We start from the raw sequence: 21,112 nt of genomic DNA on the forward strand, positions 1-21,112 counted from the left end.
GCTTATTGATGATGATAAGGTTCATTTTTTAAAATTGTAAAGCCTCTATAAAGTTGTTCAATTACAAAAAGCCTAACCATTTGATGTGAAAAAGTCATTTCAGACAAAGAAACTTTTCCATTTGCTTTTTGGTAAACGGTTTCACTAAAACCATAAGGACCACCAATTACGAAAACCAACGTTTTAGTTCCGGCATTCATCTTTTTCTGCAAATAGTCCGAAAATCCTACACTGTTGAACGTTTTTCCATTTTCATCTAATAAGATTAAGTGATCGGTTGCGGTTATTTTTGATAGAATTAATTCGCCCTCTTTCTCTTTTTGCTGTGCTTCTGATAAATTCTTTACATTTTTAATATCGGGAATAATTTCCAAATCAAATTTTACATAAAACGACAAACGTTTCGTGTAATCTTCAATTAGCGTTTGTAAGTTTTTATTATCAGTTTTTCCAATGGTGATAAGGCGAATATTCATAAAAATTATTTTTGCAAAAATAGTTTTTTTTTGTAAATCTTTCCTTTTAAAATTGTTTCTATAAAAATTGGAAAATTTGTATTTTAAAATTGTATTATTTTTAAAAGTATTTTTATCTTGCTGAAAAGTATTTTTTTATGAATTATGTAATTATTATTACAATTTGTGTTTTACTATTATTGGCCTATGCTTTTACAGTGTCTGCTAACAAAACACAAATTCCCTCAGTGATTTTATTAATCTTAATGGGTTGGCTGGTAAAGCAAGGCACAACTTTATTGAATATTGTAATTCCCGATTTAAATGGTCTGTTACCTTTTTTTGGTACAGTTGGTTTAATTTTAATTGTACTTGAAGGTTCGCTGGAAGTGCAGTTAAATAAAAGAAAATTACCTTTTATTGGTAAAACGGTGGTAACGGCTATCGTTCCTTTAGTAATCTCAGCTTTTGCAATTGGTCATTTTTTTTATTACTTTCTAGATGCTGATTATAAACAAGGATTGATAAATGCAATTCCGTTGTGTATAATTAGTAGTGCTATTGCGATATCTAGTGTTGGAAATTTGAGTTCATTTAATAAAGAATTTGCTATTTACGAAAGCAGCATGTCTGATATTATTGGAGTTTTATTTTTTAATTTCTTAGTACTGAATCACGTAATTAACTTAGAGACCTTCGCGAATTTTGGGCTTCAAATTCTAATGATGTTAGCTATTTCATTTATCGCTACAGCTTTTCTAGCTTTTTTATTGAGTAGGATTGACCATCATGTGAAATTTGCTCCTATCGTACTTTTTATCATATTAATTTATGCTGTATCAGAGATTTATCATTTGCCAGCCTTAATATTTATTATGATATTTGGTTTGATAATGGGTAATTTTGACGGATTAGAACATTACAGTTGGATCAAATTTCTTAAACCTAGAGCCTTACAAAAAGAAGTTCATAAATTTAAGGAATTAATATTTGAAGCTGCTTTTCTGGTACGTTCTCTGTTTTTTATACTATTTGGATACTTAATAAGAACGGAAGATGTGATAAATCCCCAAACATTTGAATTAGCAGTCGGTATAGTAATTCTTATTTATTTGATAAGAGCCATTCAATTGAAAATTTACAAAGTAAAACTGATGCCTTTATTATTTGTCGCGCCAAGAGGCTTAATAACTATTTTGTTATTCTTAGGTATTCCTTCAACACTTAAAATCGATTTAGTTAACAATGCCTTGATAATTCAAGTTATTGTATTGACAGCGCTAATTATGATGTTAGGTTTAATGTTCAATAAGACAGATAAAGATAAAACACAATCTGATAGTGATTCAGCTTTAAAAATCGATATTAATGTTCCTTTATAATATAAAATAAAACCGTCAAGTAATTGAATACTTGACGGTTTTTATTATAACCTATTACAAAATAACCTTAGAATGCGTATTTGTTTTCGCTAATTACTTTTGCAGCAATTTTTTCACGAAGACCAATTACATTTGGCATGTTTGCATATTTTGTGAAACGTTTTAATCCCATTAACATCATACGTTGTTCATCTCCTTCAGCAAAAGAAACAATTCCTTCTTTTCCTTTTTGGTTGATGATATCTACTGCATGATATAAGTACAATTGTGCCATAGCAATTTGCTCTTGCACTTTCGCTTCACCTTCTTTTTTAGCTAATTTTTCAGTTCTAAGAATAGTACTTTCAGCCATATAAATTTCAATTAAGATATCAGATGCAGCCATTAATAATTGTTGGTGTGCTTCTAATTCTGGTCCGTATTTTTGAACAGCAGAACCAGCAACCATTAAGAATACTTTTTTCAACTTAACAAGCATTTCTTTTTCTTCAGCGAATAATTCAGAATAATCTGGCACGTCAAACGATGGAATTCCCATTAATTCTTCACCCACAGCCATTGCTGGACCTAAGAAATCAATATGACCTTTCATTGCTTTCTTCACTAACATTCCAACCGATAACATTCTGTTGATTTCGTTAGTTCCTTCATAAATTCTTGCAATACGAGCATCTCTCCAAGCACTTTCCATAGGAGCATCTTCAGAGAATCCCATTCCACCAAAAATTTGAATTCCTTCATCTGTACAAGCTTGTACGTCTTCAGAAACTGCTACTTTTAAGATAGAACATTCTATTGCGAATTCTTCAACACCTTTTAATTCTGCTTCTTGGTGCGAATTTCCTTCACTTACTCTAATTTTAATTCTAGTTTCAATGTCTGAAGCTGCTCTATAAGTTGCACTTTCTCCAGCATATGCATTTGTAGCCATTTCAGCAATTTTAGCCTGAATAGCTCCAAAGCTAGAAATAGGAACATTAAACTGCATTCTTTCGTTAGCATAATTTACTGCACCTGTAATAGTTCTTCTTTGTGCCTCTAAACACGCAGCAGCTAATTTAATACGACCAACATTTAAAGCGTTCATGGCAATTTTAAAACCTTCACCACGACCCGCCAACATATTTTCTACAGGAACTTTAGTATCATTAAAGTAAACCTGACGCGTAGAAGAAGAACGAATTCCTAATTTATGCTCTTCGTCTCCCATTGAAATTCCATTTAATGGATCATTTTCAACGATGAAACCCGTAATATTTTTATCATCTCCAATACGAGCGAAAACAATCATTACACTACAAAAACCTGCATTTGAAATCCACATTTTCCCACCTGTAATGCTGTAATATTTACCATCATCAGATAAAACAGCTTTCGTTTTTCCTGAGTTAGCATCAGATCCTGCACCCGGTTCTGTTAAACAGTACGCACCAAACCATTCACCTGAAGCCAATTTCGGTACATATTTTTGTTTTTGTTCTTCTGTTCCGTATAAAGTTATTGGCATAGTTCCAATTCCTGTATGTGCTCCAAAAGCAGTTGAAAATGAACCTGTAGCTCCAGAAATGTAATCACAAACTAAAGCCGTGTTTACAAATCCCATTCCCATTCCACCATATTCTGCAGGAACGGCAATACTTAAATAGCCTAGTTCACCCGCTTTACGCATTACTTCTTCAGTAAGTGCATAATCTTTCTTTTCGAATCTTTCTTTATAAGGCCAAATTTCTTTATCAACGAATTCAATAACTGAATCACGCATCATAATTTGCTCTTCATTGAAATCTTCTGGTGTGAAAACGTCTTCACATTTTGTTTCTGTTACAAGGAATTGACCTCCTCTAATAATATCTGCCATGATTTATATTTTAATATTGTTATTTTATTTTTCAGTAACACAGATTAAATAAATTATTGAAATTTCTTAAATTTATTTAAGCTGTGTTGCTTCTCTATTATTTTAAAAATTCGTAAATACCTGCAGTTCCTTGTCCAGTTCCTACACACATAGTTACCATTCCGTATTTTGCATTACCACGCTTGCGCATTTCATCAAACAATTGAACTGATAATTTTGCACCTGTACAACCAAGTGGGTGACCCAATGCAATTGCTCCACCATTAACATTCACGATATCTTGATTTAATCCTAATTCGCGAATAACCGCTAAAGACTGAGAAGCAAAAGCTTCGTTCAACTCAATTAAGTCAATGTCTTTTAAGTCTAAACCAGCTTGTTTTAATACTTTTGGAATTGCTTTTACAGGACCCATTCCCATAATTCTTGGTTCAACACCTGCTGAAGCAAAGTTTACCAAACGAGCAATTGGTTCAAGGTTTAATTCTTTTACCATTTCTTCGCTCATTACTAATACAAAAGCAGCTCCATCACTCATTTGTGATGAGTTTCCGGCAGTTACGCTTCCGCCATCAGCAAATACTGCTCTTAAGCCGGCTAAACCTTCTTTAGAAGTTCCAAGTCTTGGTCCTTCATCTTTATTTACAACGTAAGAACGTGTTTCTTTTTTACCGTTTGCGTTTACAAAAGTTTCTTCAACCGTAATTGGAACAATTTGTGCGTCAAATCTACCTTCAGCCTGAGCTTTTAAAGCTTTCATATGCGAATGGTATGCAAATTCATCTTGGTCTTCACGAGAAACATTGAATTGTTTTGCAACAGCTTCAGCAGTTAATCCCATTCCCCAATAATAATCTTCATTTCCGGCTTTAGCTACTTTATAATCTGGAGTAGGTTTATAACCTCCCATTGGAATAAAACTCATGCTTTCCGCGCCACCAGCGATAATACAACTTGCCATTCCAGATTGGATTTTAGCAGTTGCCATCCCGATAGTTTCAATTCCAGAAGCACAATATCTGTTTACAGTAACTCCAGGAACATCTTCAACTTTTAATCCCATTAACGAAATCAAACGACCAACGTTTAAGCCTTGTTCTGCTTCTGGCATTGCATTACCAACCATAACATCGTCAATACGCGTCTTGTCAAAGTTTGGTAATTCATTCATCATGTATTCAATGGTTTCAGCAGCCAATTCATCTGGTCTTTTGAAACGAAAAACTCCTTTAGGTGCTTTTCCAACTGCTGTTCTATATGCTTTTACTATATATGCTGTTTTCATAATTTCTTAGTTTCTTAATGGTTTCCCTTTGGTTAACATAAATTGAATTCTTTCCAAAGATTTTCTTTCACCTGTAAGTGATAAAAATGCTTCTCTTTCAAGATCTAATAAGTATTGCTCAGTTACTAATGTTGGTTCAGATAAATCACCACCAGCCATTACGTAAGCCAATTTATTAGCAATTTTCTTATCGTGCTCTGAAATATATTTACCAGCTTCCATTTGATCTGTTCCTACTAAGAACATTCCTAAAGCTTGTTTTCCTAAAACTCTAATATCTTTTCTTCTAGGTGCTTGCGTATAACCTTGTTCTGCCATTTGCATTGCCACTTGTTTCGCAGTTGCAATTTGACGGTCTTTGTTTACTACAACAATATCTCTTCCTTTTATTAAAACGCCTGTATCAAATCCTTCATAAGCAGAAGTAGCCACTTTAGCCATTCCAACTGTTAAGAAATATTCTTGTAACACGTTTAATTCAACATCATTCTTACGGAATAAATCAGAAGCTCGCAACGCCATTTCTTTAGAACCACCACCACCCGGAATAACACCAACTCCAAATTCTACTAAACCGATATACGTTTCAGCAGCAGCAACCGCTCTGTCAGCATGCATTGTTAATTCACAACCACCACCAAGTGTCATACCGTGAGGCGCAGCAATAACTGGAATAGCTGAATAGCGACAACGCATCATAGTGTCCTGGAACATTTTGATTGCCATGTTTAATTCATCATATTCTTGTTCTACAGCCATCATGAAAATCATTCCTAAATTAGCTCCAACAGAGAAATTTGTACCTTGATTTCCAATCACTAAACCGTTGTATTCTTTTTCTGCAATGTCAATTGCTTTGTTGATTCCTTGTAAAACGCCAGCACCAATTGAATTCATTTTAGAAGTAAATTCTAAATTGATAATTCCATCGCCTAAGTCGGTAATGATAGAATCACTGTTGCTCCATATTTTTTTGCTTTCGCGAATGTTGTTTAAGATGATAAATGAATCTTGTCCTGGAACTTTCTCTAATTTTTTATTCGTGATAGAGTAGAAGTAAGTTGAACCATCTTTTACAGCGTAGAAAGAAGTAACTCCTGCTGCTAACATTTCTTTAACCCAAGCAGCTGGTTCATAACCTTCCGCTTTCATTAATTCAATTCCTTTTTCAACTCCGATTGCATCCCAAATTTCGAATGGACCATTTTCCCAACCGAATCCAGCTTTCATAGCGTCATCGATTTTGTAAAATGCATCTGTAATTTCGGGAATTCTATTCGAACAATATTGGAACATAGAAGCGAAGTTTTTTCTGTAGAATTCACCTGCTTTATCTTTTCCTTTTACTAATACTTTGAATCTGTCAATTGGTTTGTCAATTGTTTTTGTCAATTCTAAAGTAGCGAATGAAGCTTTTTTACTAGCTCTATATTCTAAAGTATCTAAATCTAATGTTAGAATTTCTTTACCTTCTTTTTTGTAGAAACCTTGACCTGTTTTGCTTCCCAACCATTTGTTTCCCATCATTTTGTTAACAAATTCTGGCAATTTAAACAATTCGTGAGCTTCGTCGTTTGGACAATTTTCATAAATTCCGTTAGCTACATGAACTAATGTATCTAATCCTACAACATCAACAGTTCTGAAAGTAGCTGATTTTGGACGGCCAATAACTGGACCCGTTAATTTATCAACTTCTTCAACCGTTAATCCCATTTCTTTTACTTGGTGAAATAAACTTTGAATTCCGAAGATTCCAATTCTATTTCCAATAAAAGCAGGCGTATCTTTTGCCACAACTGAAGTTTTTCCTAAGAATTTCTCCCCATAAACAGTTAAGAAATCTAATACTTCTTGAGATGTTTTAGGACCAGGAATGATTTCGAATAATTTTAAGTAACGTGCTGGATTAAAGAAATGCGTTCCACAAAAATGTTGTTGAAAATCTTCGCTTCTGCCTTCGCTCATAAAATGAATAGGAATACCTGAAGTATTTGAAGTAATTAAAGTACCTGGTTTACGGTATTTTTCAACTTGTTCGAAAACCAATTTTTTAATATCTAAGCGTTCTACAACAACTTCGATGATCCAATCTACCTCAGCAATCTTTTTCATATCATCTGTAGTGTTTCCAGTAGTAATTCTACTAGCAAAACTTGGATGATAAATAGGAGAGGGCTTCGATTTTAAAGCGGTTGTTAAATGATCATTTACTAATCGGTTTCTAACAGCTTTACTTTCTAATGTTAATCCTTTTTTTTGCTCCGCTTCGGTTAACTCGTTTGGTATAATGTCTAATAATAAGACTTCTACACCAATATTAGCAAAATGACACGCTATGCCACTTCCCATAATACCGGAACCAATAACAGCAACTTTCTTAATATTTCGTTTCATGTCTAGGTTAATTATTTGTCGTTAAATATTTTTTTATCTGTAATTAATTCATTTATAGTTTCGGAAACTTCAGCAAAAATCCTTAATTTTTCTTCGGTAAGATTTGTTTTTATGGTATCGTTAAATTGCAATACCGTATTTTTTGACAACTCTCTTTTTTCCTTTCCTAATTCTGTTAGGTATATTAAAACACCTCTTCCGTCTGCCGGGTTCTTTTTTCGGTAGATTAAACCCTTTTCTTCCATTGATTTCAGCGTTCTAGTTAAACTAGTTGCTTCCATCCCCATTCTTGGACCAAGTGCGGTTGAAGATGTTCCGTGCTCTCTGTCAATGCTTAATAAAGCAAAACCTGTTGCCATAGTAGCGCCATATTTTGTTGCTTCTTCATTATACATTCTTGCCACAGCTTGCCAAGTTGATCTTAATATATAATCTATGGTTTTATCTTGCATGTTCTTAATTTACTCCAAATATAAAAAAAAAATACTATGCACGCATAGTATTTTAGGTTTATTTTATGTAAATAGTTACATTTTAACATTTAAAAATATAATTTATCTATTATTAGGAGTGTTTTTAATGTACACCATAGATTTTAGTGTATAATGCTTTGTACTTTTCTATAATAATTTTACGTTTTAATTTCATAGTAGGTGTTAGATGTCCGTCTTCAATGGACCAAACTTCTGGAGTTAGCTCAAAGCGTTTTACTTTTTCCCAGTTACCAAATTTTTCATTATAATGATCTACTTCTTCCTGAATACGTTTAATAACTTCTGGATTATTACAAATTTCTTCATTTGTAGTACCAATTGTAAATCCATTTCTATTTGCCCATTCTTTAACGAAGTCAAAATTTATTTGAATAAAAGCGGCAGGCATTTTTTCTCCTTCACCAATAACCATTATTTGATCAATAAATCGAGATTGTTTAAATGTGTTTTCTAACAATTGTGGTGCAACATATTTTCCACCTGAAGTTTTAAACATTTCTTTTTTACGGTCGGTAATTTTTAAGAAACCATCGCTGTCAATTTCTCCAATATCTCCTGTATGAAAATATCCACCTTCCATAACAACTTTTGTTTGCTCTTCATCTTTATAGTAACCAAGCATTACATTTGGTCCTTTACAAAGGATTTCACCGTCTTCAGCGATCTTAACTTCAACACCATCTAAAACTCTTCCTACAGTTCCTACTCTAAATCCTCCGTTTCTCATATCATTTACTGATATTACAGGAGAAGTTTCAGTCAAACCATATCCTTCCATTACTGGAATTCCAGCTGCAGTAAATACTCTTGTTAATCTAGGTTGCAAAGCAGCACTTCCAGAAACTAAAAGTTCTAATCGACCACCAAGACCTTCTTGCCATTTTGAAAATATTAATTTTCTAGCAATTTTTAATTGGAATTCATAGAACCATCCATTTTCTTTATAGGGTTTAAATTGAATTCCTAAACCAGTTGCCCAGAAAAATAATCGTTTCTTAATTCCAGTTAAATCAGATCCTTTAGCGTATATTTTATCGTACACTTTTTCTAATAGGCGAGGAACAACTGACATTACGTGAGGTTGTACTTCCTTTAAGTTATCTGAAATTTTCTCAATGCTTTCAGCGAAGTAAATCGAAATTCCATAATACTGATAAAGATAGGTAATCATCCTTTCAAAAATATGACAGATTGGCAAAAAGCTCATTCCTCTTGTATCTCCTGCTCTTAATGGTACTCTTATAGAACTCATTAATACATCAGAAACAATATTTTGATGAGATAACATTACACCTTTTGGTCTTCCGGTAGTTCCTGAAGTATAAATAATTGTAGCTAAATCAGTAGTAGTCACATTATTCTTTCGTTCTTCAACCACATTTTGATTGGACTCATCTTTTCCTAATTCAAGAATTTCCTTCCAACTTTTACATCCTTCGATATCATTGTAAGAATAAATTTCTTTTAACTTCGGAATGTTATGCTTCACGCTAGTTAATTTGTCAAAAATTTCCTGATCTGAAACAAAACAATAAGAAGAGTCAGAGTGATTTAAAATATAATCATAATCCTCAGCCGAAATTGTAGGGTAAATAGGTACATTTTGTGCACCTGTTTGAAGCACACCAATATCGGTAATATGCCATTCTGTTCTGTTGTTTGAAGAAATAATAGCTATTTTGTCATTGACATTGACGCCAAGTCTAATTAATCCTCTAGAAAATGCATTTGCTTTGTCTAAATATTCTTTGGTTGAAGTTTTAATCCATTCGTTACCATACTTGGTTACAAGAGAGTCCTCTAAATTGTACTTTTCTAATTGGTGATAAGGAAAGTCAAATAAGCGTGTAATATTGTCCATAATTCACAATTAATATTTAATGCAAAGTATAAAAATAAAACTAATTGTGCAATTTTTTAAACAATTGATAATCTATACTTTAATTTTTTGAATTTTTTAAAATACTATGCTTGCCTACTAAACTCTGAATAATACAGAATTCTGATAAAAATTGTTGAAATAATACTTTCTACAATTGCATAGCAGCTATAATTAGAAAATAATAGATAAGTTAGATTAATTTGTGAATTTTTATAAGTGTGATTTATGTAAATAATAATTTACCATATGCAATTAATATTAAAAAAAACGAGTCATCTTTGATTAGAGTTATGAGACAACTCACAAAAACATTATGAAAAAACCAAACGAAGGTATTGAAGTTGATAAAGAGAAAGTACATATTGTAGTAGAACTTATAGAATATATTCCAAATGCAGTACTGAGCAAAACAATAATTAAAAAATTAACGGGTAATGTTACGGTGTCATCTTTTGATGCTGGCGAAGAAGGAGATGTGAAAAAATCACCGTTTGATACCTATATTCAAATTATTGACGGCGTAGCAGAAGTTACGATAAATAAAAAGCAGTATGTTATGAAACAAGGCGACGGAATGGTTATTCAGGCACATTCAAGTCATCACTTCAACGCAAACCAACAATTTAAAATGATTTCCACAGTAATTAAAAGTGGTTATGAAGATTAGTTTTTGAGCAAAAAATAATTTGCTTGCAAATATTAAAAATTTATGATACTCTATATTAAATATATGGTTAGCCTTCGCTGTAAAATGATGGTTAAGGAAGAATTAAAAAAATTAGGGTTGCAATTTGTTGTTGTTGATTTAGGATTTGTAGAGATTTTAGAAGATATAACTCCTAAACAATTTGAAGAACTTAGAAAAAATTTAGCACAATCTGGCCTAGAATTACTAGATGATAAGAAAGCTATCTTGATTCAAAAAATTAAAAACGTAATTATTGAGCTTGTGCATTATACTGATGAAATGCCAAAAGTAAACTACTCAGACTATATTAGCGAAAAATTGAATTATGATTACACCTATTTGTCTAATATCTTTTCCGAAGTTAAAGGAATTACAATACAACAATTTATTATCAATCAAAAAATAGAACGAGTCAAAGAATTACTTTTATATGACGAACTGAATCTTACCGAAATCTCTTACAAACTAAATTATAGCAGTGTAGCTCATTTATCTAATCAGTTTAAGAAAGTTACAGGATTATCACCTTCATTCTTTAAAAAATTGAAAGAGAAAAGAAATAGAAACTTAGAAAATATTTGATGTTAAGTTGTTAGAAATGTGTGATTTATGTAATATATTTCAATTATATTATAACAGTTATTGATACATGTTACTGTATATTTGTTTAAGAAGATTAAAAAAATGTAAAAGCGAACATAAATGCTTCAGTTTTTTGGAGATTCTAAAACAAAAATATAAACTGAAAGAAAATTTTACGCAGTGAACCGATTCTGATTAAAGATTGCAAACTGAAACAAATGATTATTTACTCAAGAGATTAGAACAGCGTTTTCATAAAAAACGACTTGAAGTAATTAGCATTATTTGAAAGGGGCAACCTGAACTATTATAATTGACTGGTTTATGTATATTCTTAGTAATTAAAATTATTAAGAATATACATATAATCCAACAAAGGCGTATTTAATTAGCATCTACGCTTTTTTTATTCATTAATTTTTACCACCGTTATGATACCAATTAAAAAAGAAGGAATCCTTCTAAAAAAAACGACACTTTCTTTTGAAAATGATAGTGTTTTGAATCCGGGCATTATGCAAGAAGGAAATGTGGTTCATATGTTGTATCGTGCGGTGCGAAGTGGTAATTATTCTACAATTGGTTATTGCAAGTTAGAAGGGCCTCTTAAAATTGTACAAAGAAATAATACACCATTATTAATTCCGTATTCTGAACAAGGTTCGAAGGGTATTGAAGACCCTCGGATTGTTAAAATAGATGGTGTCTACTATATTACTTACACTGCCTATGACGGAATTAATGCGTTGGGTGCTTTAGTAACGTCAACAGATTTAATAACGTTTGAAAGACATGGAATTATTGTGCCAAAATTCACTTTTGATGAATTTAAAAGATTAGCTGAATGTAATAATTTAGTAAACGCAAAATATTTTAGACATGTAAGACATTTTGATCAAAACGAAAATGTATTTCTTTGGGACAAAGATGTAATCTTTTTTCCCAGAAGAATCAATGGCAAACTAGCTTTTCTACACCGAATACGTCCAGGAATTCAATTGGTCTTAATCGACGATTTAGCTAATTTAACTAAGGAATTTTGGAATCAATATTTTCTACATTTTAACGAGCATATTATTTTAGATCCTTTAGGAACAAATCATGAAGCGGGTTTCATAGGTGGTGGTTGCCCTCCAATAGAAACTGAATATGGATGGTTACTCATTTATCACGGAGTAAGTGATACTTGCGATGGTTATGTTTATACGGCTGCCGCTGCATTATTGGATATAGATGATCCAACGAAAGTACTTTGCAGATTAAAAGAACCTTTAATCATTCCTGAACTCGATTATGAAAAAAATGGAGTAGTGTCTAATGTTGTATTCCCTACAGGAACCGCTTTATTTGATGACACACTTTATATTTACTATGGTGCTGCAGATAAACGCATTGCTTGTGCTTCTGTAAGCTTAAAAGCGTTATTAAAAGAACTTTTACTAAATCCCTCTCAAAATGAACACTAATTTTTTTCCCATTTATAAAAATTCATTTATCGTTTATAATGAATCAAAAAAGAACTTGAAAGAATCTCCGTTAATAAAGTTACTAACTGCCTCAAAGCATGAAGAAATTCTATTGATGGAGAAGAAATTACCTGAAATTCTGTTCATTACAACATATCCACCGAGAGAATGTGGCATTGCAACGTATGCACAAGATTTAAAAAACGCCGTTCAAGAAAAGTTTGGAGCCACTTTTTCACTAAAAGTTTGTGCTATAGAAACAGCTGGTTGTAATTATGATTATCCTGAGGAAGTAAAATATAAATTAGATACACAAGTTGAAAGCAATTTCTCTGAATTAGCTGCAAAGATTAATTCGGATAAAAACATCGCAATGGTGTTTCTGCAACACGAATTTGGACTGTTTGGAGGTGTTTACGGGACTTTTTTACTAAAGTTCATGAAACACATCAACAGACCAATTACTACGACGTTTCATACCGTATTGCCAAATCCTGAGGAAAAATTAAAAGAAGTAGTTCGAGAAATTGCGGATTGTTCTGAAGTTTTGGTTGTGATGACCGCTACTTCAAAAGCTATTTTGATGAATGATTATGGAATTGCTGATAGAAAAATATCCGTTATTTCGCACGGAACACATTTAGTAGCTTCACTAGATACCTTACAACAAACCACAAGAAATCAATTCAGTGATCGAATTGTCTTGTCAACATTTGGCTTGATAAGTGAAGGGAAGAGTATAGAAACAGCTTTAGAAGCAATGCCTAAAATTATTGAACGGTTTCCTAATGCTATTTATTTAGTTCTAGGAAAAACACATCCCGAAGTTGTGAAGCGTGACGGCGAAAAATATAGAGAATTTCTGTATGAAAAGGTAAAAGAATTACATTTAGAGAATAATGTTCGTTTCGTGGATAAGTATTTATCTTTAGCAGAGTTAATGGATTATTTGCAACGTACAAAAATCTATTTATTCACTTCAAAAGATCCAAATCAAGCAGTTAGCGGCACTTTATCCTATGCAATGTCTTGTGGTTGTCCTATTATTGCAACACCAATTCCTCATGCTAAAGAATTCTTAGATGGAGCTGGGATGAATTATGACTTTCAAAACGCTAATCAATTGGCAGAAAAAACAATAGAACTCTTATATAATACGAAGCTATTAAGGGAAATGCGTTTGAATGCCTTGCATAAAATTAGTCCTACTTCGTGGCAAAACGCTGCTATAGCACACATACAGCTAGTAAAAAACAGTAATTATAAAATTGATTTACACTATAATATACCTAGTATTTCATTAGATCATATCAAAAGAATGACAACTAAAGATGGATTAATCCAGTTTGCGGCTATTTCAGCTCCAGATATTGAATCGGGTTATACTTTAGATGATAATGCAAGAGCATTAATTGCGCTAACGAAACATTATGAATTAACAAATGATAGTGCAGATTTAAAATTGATTAAAACCTATCTAAAGTTTATTTTATTTTGCCAACAAGATAATGGTGAATTTTATAATTATGTAGATAAGAAAGGAAATTTCACTGCTAATAATCGCAATGAGAACTTGGAAGATTCCAATGGTAGAGCTATTTGGGCTTTAGGCGAGTTTATTTCTTACAAAAAGCTTATGCCAAAAGATGTGATTGAACAAGCTACAAATGCCATTGAAAATGCGATGATTAACAGCGCAAAATTCAATTCGCCGAGAGCAATTTCTTTTTCTATTAAAGGTTTGTATTTTTACAATTTAGAGTTGCAAAGTCCAAAAGTTAATCAGTTAATAACTTCATTAGCAGATAATTTAGTTTCGAAATACCGAGGCGTTTCAGATGACAAATGGAAATGGTTTGAAGAATATCTAACTTATGCTAATAGTATTATGCCCGAAGCAATGCTTTTTGCAGGATTAGCAACAGGCAGTGAACTCTTTAAAGACATTGCAAAAACGACATTTGACTTTTTACTTTCTGTGATCTTTAAAGATGATCAGATTAAGGTAATTTCAAATCAAGGTTGGTATCAAAAAGGAAAATCAATAAACCAATTTGGCGAGCAACCTATTGATGTGGCATACACTATTATGGCATTGAAAACTTTTTACCAAGTATATGAAGAAGAAACGTACAAAGAAAAAATGGAAATTGCATTTGATTGGTTTTTAGGAAGAAATCATTTAAGTCAAATAGTTTACAATCCTAAAACCGGCGGATGTTATGACGGTGTGGAGGAAAATCATATTAACTTGAATCAAGGAGCAGAATCTACAGTTAGTTATTTACTTTCCAGATTAGCTATGGAACAGCTTTCAATTGTAGAAAGCGAATTAGCGCACTTTGAAGAAAAATTTGAAAATCAGTAAAATCTGTAACTTAGAGCATCTAATGTGTAACATATTTTGATTGATTGTGTTGCATCTTTGTGTAAGAAAGTAGGAAAATAGCTAAAGTTTTTCTTACCATTACTGGAATGATGAAAGAAGGAAATATTTTAATTAGCATTTGATAGTAAAAATGCAACTACAAAAAAAGTATTAAAGTTGATAATAGTGTTGCAACATAACTTTACAAAAAAAAGTGGTATCGTACCACAATACAAAACAAATTTTAAATTAATAAAAAGAAAATATTATGGAAAATAATAGTCAAAAAGGAAAATTAGTAGTTGGTGGTTTATTAGTTGGTGCAATTCTTGGAGCAACGTTAGGTGTTTTGTTCGCACCACATAAAGGTAAAAAAACAAGAAAAAACATTTCTAACAAAGTTAAAAAAACATCGAAAAACATAAAAAATGAAATTATCGATGACGCTACTTACTTAAAAGATAAAGCGATGGAGTTTGAAAATATTATAGAAGATAAAATGTCCCAGGCCGTTAAGTCATTTAAAGATAAAGCGAATGAATTGTTACACAGCAATTCAGATCATTTAATGAATAAATAGAAATCGGATTCGGATTATTTAATTTATAACAAACAAAAGCCATAATGTAATTTTAAAATTTGTTATGGCTTTTTCCTAACCCAATAAATATTTGAATGAGAACATTTTTAACTATTATGTTAGTTTTTTTAATTGTGAGTATTCCTTTATTAACAAGTTGTACTGTTTCTTCTGCAGAATATAATAAGAACTTGAATGAAACAGTTGAAGATTTGAACGATGCTAAAGCAGTGTTAGCCCAAGCAGAATTTGATTCAATTAATGATTATAACACATTTAAAGTTAGTTTTAAATTTAAATTAGGTGAAAATCAAAAAGTTTTGAATAATTTAAAATTGGATATCGATTCTAACGATAAAGCAGTTAGAGCTATAGAAAATTCTGAAATTAGTAAATTAGAAAAAAGAAATGCCACTTTAAAATACAAAATTGAGAATTATGAACTAATCTCAACGCAAAAGTGGGAAATATCTAAAGAAACTTTTAATAATGAATTGGACGATTTAAGAAGTTCAATTTCTAGCATGGCGGTTTACGATAAGTAGATAAAATGAAATGAAAACAACTACTACGGTTCTAAGGTTATTACTTTTTTTTAGTATAATTTTCTGCGTCATTGCTAATATTTATCTCATGTTTAAAAGATAACATTTGAAGATTACTTCCTTTAATTTAAAGTTAGAGAAGAATTAAAGATAGAAGCAGATAAGTATAATAGTTAATACTTATATTGATTTACATAATCGCGAGTTTTAGTTTTTGGGTTTATAAGAAAAACTGCTGTAAAGCAGTTTTTCGCATTAAATAGCGTTTCATTTTAAATAACTGTAATCATTTTATATAAGTTCATCAAGTAATCAAATCTAACTTTTGAAGCAACTAGAGCTGAAATCAAGGTGTTATTTTAAAATTATTTTACAAAAAGGTAAATTTTGTAAATTATAAAATAAATTATATAACACATGCTATCTTATATTTCTTGAAATTTGTATAACATATTAGTAATCCTAAAACATTAGAAATCATGGTAATGAGAAATATATTATACGTAGTGGCGGTTATTCTTTTCGGAATCTGGATTATAGGTTTTTTTATCTATGATATAGGAAATTTCATTCATCTAGCATTAGTAGCAGCTGTTGCATTAGTGGTGGTTAGATTTGTGAAAGGAAAGAAAACATTGACCACATAATTTTTTCTAGTTTAGAAAAAATTAATAACATAGTAAGTTTAATTTAAAATATAGCATTATGAAAAACAGAAATAACGATATAGGAACAATTGCAGGAAGTTTCATTGTTGGCGCTTTAATCGGTGCCACAGTTGGAGTACTTTTTGCACCACATAAAGGAAAAAAAACTAGAAAGTTAATTTCTAAAGCTGTGCAACAGACAACAGAAAGCTTTACAAGTAAATTTAAAGGTGAGATTGAAGATATCGAATATGAAACAATAGGAAACTTGCCAAATACAGCGCCTGGTTTTGAAAATTTTTTAGAAGGGAAGATGATAAATAGCGCTACATCTTTTAAGGACAAAGTCAATCAAAGACCAAACCCGCCAGTTAATCATAAAATGGTGAGAAAGTAGTAATTGAATTGAAAAATCATTATTAACACTTCCAACATTATAAAAACAGATTGTGCTGTATTTTAAAAAACAATGCAGTACTATTTTAAAGATAAGTTTACTTTTTTAGGTTTGGGGCCTAATGAACAGAAAGCTTTTTTTAAAGTTTTCGCTTTTTAGAAATAAAGCTCTCATTTTCATGAGAGCTTTATTGTTTTTATTTCTTATTTTCTATCCAATTTTTAGCATTCACAAAAGCTTCCAACCAAGGTGAAACTTCGTCTTTCTGTCCTCTTTCTGGATAATGAGCCCAGTTCCAAGGGAAAGTAGAACGCTCAATATGTGGCATCATTACTAAGTGTCTTCCTGTTGTATCACACATCATGGCTGTGTTAAAATCTGAACCGTTTGGATTTGCAGGATAACCTTCGTAAGCATATTTTGCTACAATATTATAACGATCTTCTGTATAAGGTAATTTAAATTTTCCTTCTCCATGTGAAATCCAAACGCCTAAAGTAGAACCTTCTAAACTAGAAAGCATCACCGATTTGTTTTTTTGAATAGTCAACGAAGTAAAACCACTCTCGTGTTTTTGAGACGTATTGTGGTGCATTTTTCCATGGACTTCGTGTTCTGGATTTACTAATTCTAATTCCATAAACAATTGACATCCATTACAAATTCCAACAGAAAGTGTGTCTTCACGTTTGAAGAAGTTTTTCAGTGCTGTGTTTGCTTTTTCATTGTATAAGAAGGCACCAGCCCAACCTTTAGCTGAACCTAATACATCCGAATTAGAGAATCCTCCAACAGCTCCAATAAATTGAATATCTTCCAAAGTTTCTCTTCCCGAAATTAAATCGGTCATATGCACATCTTTTACATCAAAACCTGCTAAGAACATAGCGTTTGCCATCTCACGCTCAGAATTACTTCCTTTTTCACGAATAATAGCTGCTTTTGGTTTTGCAGTTCCAGTTGCAATTACAGGAAGTTTTCCTGTAAAATGGCTTGGGAATGTAAATTGTAATTTTTGATTTTTGTAATTTTCGTAACGCGCAGCAGCCATTCCGTTTTTAGATTGTTTTAAATCTAGTAAGAATGAAGTTTTGTACCAAGTATCTCTTAATGTCGAAATGCTAAAAGTTAAGCTATCATCACGATTAATAATAGTAAACGCATCCCCATCGATAGCCGAACCAATATTGAAAATTTCAATGTTATGCTGTTTGAAAGTAGCTTCAACAGATGCATCTGCTTGAAAAACCACTCCAATATTTTCATTAAATAAGGCTTTTACCGTATCTTTTTCTCCTAATGAAGTCAAATCGATTAAAGCTCCTAATTTATCATCAGCAAAACACATTTCTAATAAAGTTGTGATTAGACCACCACTTCCAATATCATGTCCTGCTTTAATTTTGCGTTCTTTAATTAAATCTTGTAAAACATTAAACGCTGACTTAAAGAATTTCGCATCCTTAATAGTAGGAACTTCTGTTCCAATTTTATTTAAAACTTGTGCGAATGATGTTCCTCCTAATTTATAGGAATCTTGCGATAAGTTGATGTAGTAAATGTTTCCACCGTTACGTTGTAAAACAGGTTCTACAACTTTCGTAATATTTGAGCAATTTCCTGCAGCCGAAATAATAACCGTTCCCGGTGCAATTACTTCATCATTAGGATATTTTTGCTTCATCGATAATGAATCTTTTCCTGTCGGAATATTGATTCCCAATTCAATTGCAAAATCTGAACATCCTTTCACAGCTTCATATAAACGCGCATCTTCACCCTCATTTTTACAAGCCCACATCCAGTTTGCCGATAACGAGACCGATTGCATTCCTTCTTTTAAAGGTGCCCAAACTAAATTTGATAATGATTCGCCAATAGCTGTTCTTGAACCCGCAACAGGATCAATCAAAGCAGCAATAGGCGAGTGGCCAATTGAAGTTGCAATTCCTTCTTTACCTTTATAATCCAAAGCCATTACACCAACATTATTTAAAGGCAATTGCAAAGGTCCAACACATTGCTGTTTTGCAACGCGTCCGCCTACACAACGATCTACTTTATTGGTTAACCAGTCTTTACAACCGACAGCTTCTAATTGTAATACTTGATTTAAATATCGTGCAATATTATCTTGAGAATAGTCTAATTCTGAGTAATTTGCTACAACAGTTTTATCTGTCATAATCGTTTTTGGCGAACTTCCGAAGAAATCTTCTAAAGCATAATCCATCGGTTTTTCACCTGTGGATTTTGATTCGAATGTAAAACGATGATCGCTAGTGACATCCCCAACTTCATACATTGGAGAACGCTCTCTGTCCGCAATTCTTTGTAGAATGTCAATATCTTTCTTGGCGATAATTAATCCCATTCTTTCTTGAGATTCATTTCCGATGATTTCTTTAGCAGAAAGTGTAGGGTCACCAACAGGTAATTTATCTAAATCGATTAAACCTCCAGTATCTTCTACTAATTCAGACAAGCAATTTAAGTGTCCACCAGCGCCGTGATCATGAATGGAAACAATAGGATTCACATCGCTTTCCACCATACCACGAATAGCATTAGCAGCACGTTTTTGCATTTCTGGATTAGAACGTTGGATGGCATTTAATTCAATTCCTGAACCAAAAGCACCCGTGTCTGCAGAAGAAACTGCAGCGCCACCCATTCCAATTCTATAATTTTCTCCACCTAAAATAACGATTTTGTCGCCTTCTTGTGGTGTCTTTTTTATCGCTTGGTCTAATTTTCCGTATCCAATTCCACCCGCTTGCATAATTACTTTATCGTAACCAATTTTGCGATTGTTTTCTTCATGTTCGAAAGTTAAAATAGAACCTGTAATTAAAGGTTGTCCAAATTTATTTCCAAAATCTGAAGCTCCGTTGGATGCTTTAATTAAAATATCCATTGGTGTTTGATACAACCAAGGTCTTTCGTCCATTTTATCTTCCCAAGTTCTATCGTTTTCTAAACGAGAATACGAAGTCATATAAACTGCTGTTCCTGCTAATGGTAACGAACCTTGTCCACCAGCTAAACGGTCGCGAATTTCTCCTCCAGAACCTGTTGCCGCTCCGTTGAAGGGTTCAACAGTAGTAGGGAAGTTGTGCGTTTCTGCTTTTAAAGAAAGTACCGAATCAAATTCTTTTTCTTCGTAAAAATCAGGTTTGTCAGCACTTTTTGGAGCAAACTGAGTCACTCTTGGACCTTTTACAAAAGCCACGTTATCTTTATAAGCTGAAACGATTTCGTTTGGATTCGTTTCAGACGTTTTTCTAATTAGTTTGAATAAAGAAGTTGGTTTTTCTTCACCATCAATGATAAAAGTACCGTTGAAAATTTTATGACGACAGTGTTCTGAATTGGCCTGAGAAAAAGCAAAAATTTCAGAATCGGTTAATTTTCTGCCTAATTTTGTTACCAAGTCATCTAAATAGCCTACTTCTTCTAAACTCAGTGCTAAACCTTCTTGTTTATTGTAAGCATCGATATCATCAATGTCTAAAATAGGTTCTGGTTGCACATAAATTGCAAAAATTTCTTGATTTAATTCCGAATACTTTTGCGAAAGCATTGGATCGAAATCAGTGAAATCAGCAGAAACTTTTTCAAACTCCTCAATTCTAATAATTCCGGAAATCCCCATATTTTGAGTAATTTCAACGGCATTAGTACTCCAAGGCGTAATCATTGTGGCACGAGGTCCAACAAAAAAATCCGTAAGTATGGATTTTTCTATTTTATTTGCGTTGCCAAAAAGCCAATTTAATTTGTTGATGTCTTCTGATGAAATTTCGTTTTGCGTTTGAACCGCAAAAACTGTACTGGATTGGTTTCCGAAGAAATGAATCATTGTGTTGAAATTTTTTAGTGACAAGTCAAGACCTATCAGTGCGTTTGTGTTGTTGTTTTGAAAGTGCAAATTTATTCAAAATAACTAGAAGTTCAAAGTTTTATATTACTATAAAATCTAAAAAAATATTCTTTTATGAATGGCTTTAAAAAATAGTGTTGAAAACTACATTTTTGTTGCTAAAATCGTCCCTTTATTTGATTTTAATGAGGTCTAATAAGTAT

The 21,112-nt window shown here is 32.3% G+C and carries 16 protein-coding genes; 9 read left to right on the forward strand and 7 right to left on the reverse strand.

The genetic code is table 11. From position 1 onward, the window contains the following. Positions 1–2: 2 nt before the first annotated feature. A complete protein-coding gene (rlmH, locus tag ACFSX9_RS02945) occupies positions 3–476 on the reverse strand; it encodes a 23S rRNA (pseudouridine(1915)-N(3))-methyltransferase RlmH (protein WP_379804186.1) in 474 nt (157 codons plus the stop codon). Between the two features lie 137 nt (positions 477–613). Between rlmH and ACFSX9_RS02950 the strand changes: the two genes are divergently transcribed. Continuing rightward, positions 614–1,837, forward strand: a complete 1,224-nt coding sequence (locus ACFSX9_RS02950) for a cation:proton antiporter (RefSeq protein WP_379804188.1) — start codon at positions 614–616, stop codon at positions 1,835–1,837. Positions 1,838–1,904: 67 nt separating this feature from the next. Here ACFSX9_RS02950 and ACFSX9_RS02955 read toward each other — a convergent pair whose 3' ends face one another. The 5 genes from ACFSX9_RS02955 to ACFSX9_RS02975 all read right to left on the reverse strand — a co-directional run bounded on the left by ACFSX9_RS02955 (position 1,905) and on the right by ACFSX9_RS02975 (position 9,732). Continuing rightward, positions 1,905–3,695 carry an acyl-CoA dehydrogenase family protein gene (locus ACFSX9_RS02955; RefSeq protein ID WP_379804190.1) on the reverse strand — a complete coding sequence of 597 codons (1,791 nt, stop codon included), beginning with the start codon at positions 3,693–3,695 and terminating at the stop codon, positions 1,905–1,907. 97 nt (positions 3,696–3,792) lie between these two features. Continuing rightward, positions 3,793–4,980 carry an acetyl-CoA C-acyltransferase gene (locus ACFSX9_RS02960; protein WP_379804192.1) on the reverse strand — a complete coding sequence of 396 codons (1,188 nt, stop codon included), beginning with the start codon at positions 4,978–4,980 and terminating at the stop codon, positions 3,793–3,795. Between the two features lie 6 nt (positions 4,981–4,986). Further along, on the reverse strand, positions 4,987–7,377 hold the full coding sequence (locus ACFSX9_RS02965) for a 3-hydroxyacyl-CoA dehydrogenase/enoyl-CoA hydratase family protein (RefSeq protein WP_379804194.1): 2,391 nt from the start codon (positions 7,375–7,377) through the stop codon (positions 4,987–4,989). Between the two features lie 11 nt (positions 7,378–7,388). Beyond that, positions 7,389–7,829: a MarR family winged helix-turn-helix transcriptional regulator gene (locus tag ACFSX9_RS02970; RefSeq protein WP_379804197.1), complete on the reverse strand. Its 441-nt coding sequence runs from the start codon at positions 7,827–7,829 to the stop codon at positions 7,389–7,391. 124 nt (positions 7,830–7,953) lie between these two features. Then, positions 7,954–9,732, reverse strand: a complete 1,779-nt coding sequence (locus ACFSX9_RS02975) for an AMP-dependent synthetase/ligase (protein WP_379804199.1) — start codon at positions 9,730–9,732, stop codon at positions 7,954–7,956. 334 nt (positions 9,733–10,066) lie between these two features. Between ACFSX9_RS02975 and ACFSX9_RS02980 the strand changes: the two genes are divergently transcribed. From ACFSX9_RS02980 to ACFSX9_RS03015, 8 genes are all read left to right on the forward strand, one after another. Further along, positions 10,067–10,420, forward strand: a complete 354-nt coding sequence (locus ACFSX9_RS02980) for a cupin domain-containing protein (protein ID WP_379804202.1) — start codon at positions 10,067–10,069, stop codon at positions 10,418–10,420. A gap of 42 nt (positions 10,421–10,462) precedes the next feature. Continuing rightward, positions 10,463–11,023, forward strand: coding sequence for a helix-turn-helix domain-containing protein (locus ACFSX9_RS02985; RefSeq protein WP_379804204.1), 561 nt, complete (start codon positions 10,463–10,465; stop codon positions 11,021–11,023). Positions 11,024–11,454: 431 nt separating this feature from the next. Then, positions 11,455–12,489 carry a glycoside hydrolase family 130 protein gene (locus ACFSX9_RS02990; RefSeq protein ID WP_379804206.1) on the forward strand — a complete coding sequence of 345 codons (1,035 nt, stop codon included), beginning with the start codon at positions 11,455–11,457 and terminating at the stop codon, positions 12,487–12,489. Continuing rightward, positions 12,479–14,857 carry a glycosyltransferase gene (locus ACFSX9_RS02995; protein ID WP_379804209.1) on the forward strand — a complete coding sequence of 793 codons (2,379 nt, stop codon included), beginning with the start codon at positions 12,479–12,481 and terminating at the stop codon, positions 14,855–14,857. The genes ACFSX9_RS02990 and ACFSX9_RS02995 overlap by 11 nt, the downstream gene beginning before the upstream one ends. Before the next feature lie 268 nt (positions 14,858–15,125). Next, a complete protein-coding gene (locus tag ACFSX9_RS03000; RefSeq protein ID WP_379804212.1) occupies positions 15,126–15,437 on the forward strand; it encodes a YtxH domain-containing protein in 312 nt (103 codons plus the stop codon). A gap of 95 nt (positions 15,438–15,532) precedes the next feature. Beyond that, entirely contained in the window at positions 15,533–15,982 is a 450-nt protein-coding gene (locus ACFSX9_RS03005; RefSeq protein WP_379804214.1) for a hypothetical protein, read from the forward strand. A 485-nt stretch (positions 15,983–16,467) separates the two neighbouring features. Next, positions 16,468–16,629 carry a lmo0937 family membrane protein gene (locus tag ACFSX9_RS03010; protein WP_379804217.1) on the forward strand — a complete coding sequence of 54 codons (162 nt, stop codon included), beginning with the start codon at positions 16,468–16,470 and terminating at the stop codon, positions 16,627–16,629. 58 nt (positions 16,630–16,687) lie between these two features. Beyond that, positions 16,688–17,026, forward strand: a complete 339-nt coding sequence (locus ACFSX9_RS03015; protein ID WP_379804220.1) for a YtxH domain-containing protein — start codon at positions 16,688–16,690, stop codon at positions 17,024–17,026. 196 nt (positions 17,027–17,222) lie between these two features. Here ACFSX9_RS03015 and purL read toward each other — a convergent pair whose 3' ends face one another. Continuing rightward, on the reverse strand, positions 17,223–20,888 hold the full coding sequence (gene purL / locus ACFSX9_RS03020) for a phosphoribosylformylglycinamidine synthase (RefSeq protein ID WP_379804223.1): 3,666 nt from the start codon (positions 20,886–20,888) through the stop codon (positions 17,223–17,225). Positions 20,889–21,112 lie beyond the last annotated feature (224 nt).

Origin of the sequence: Flavobacterium ardleyense, from assembly GCF_042686085.1 — a bacterium.
GTDB lineage: Bacteria > Bacteroidota > Bacteroidia > Flavobacteriales > Flavobacteriaceae > Flavobacterium > Flavobacterium ardleyense.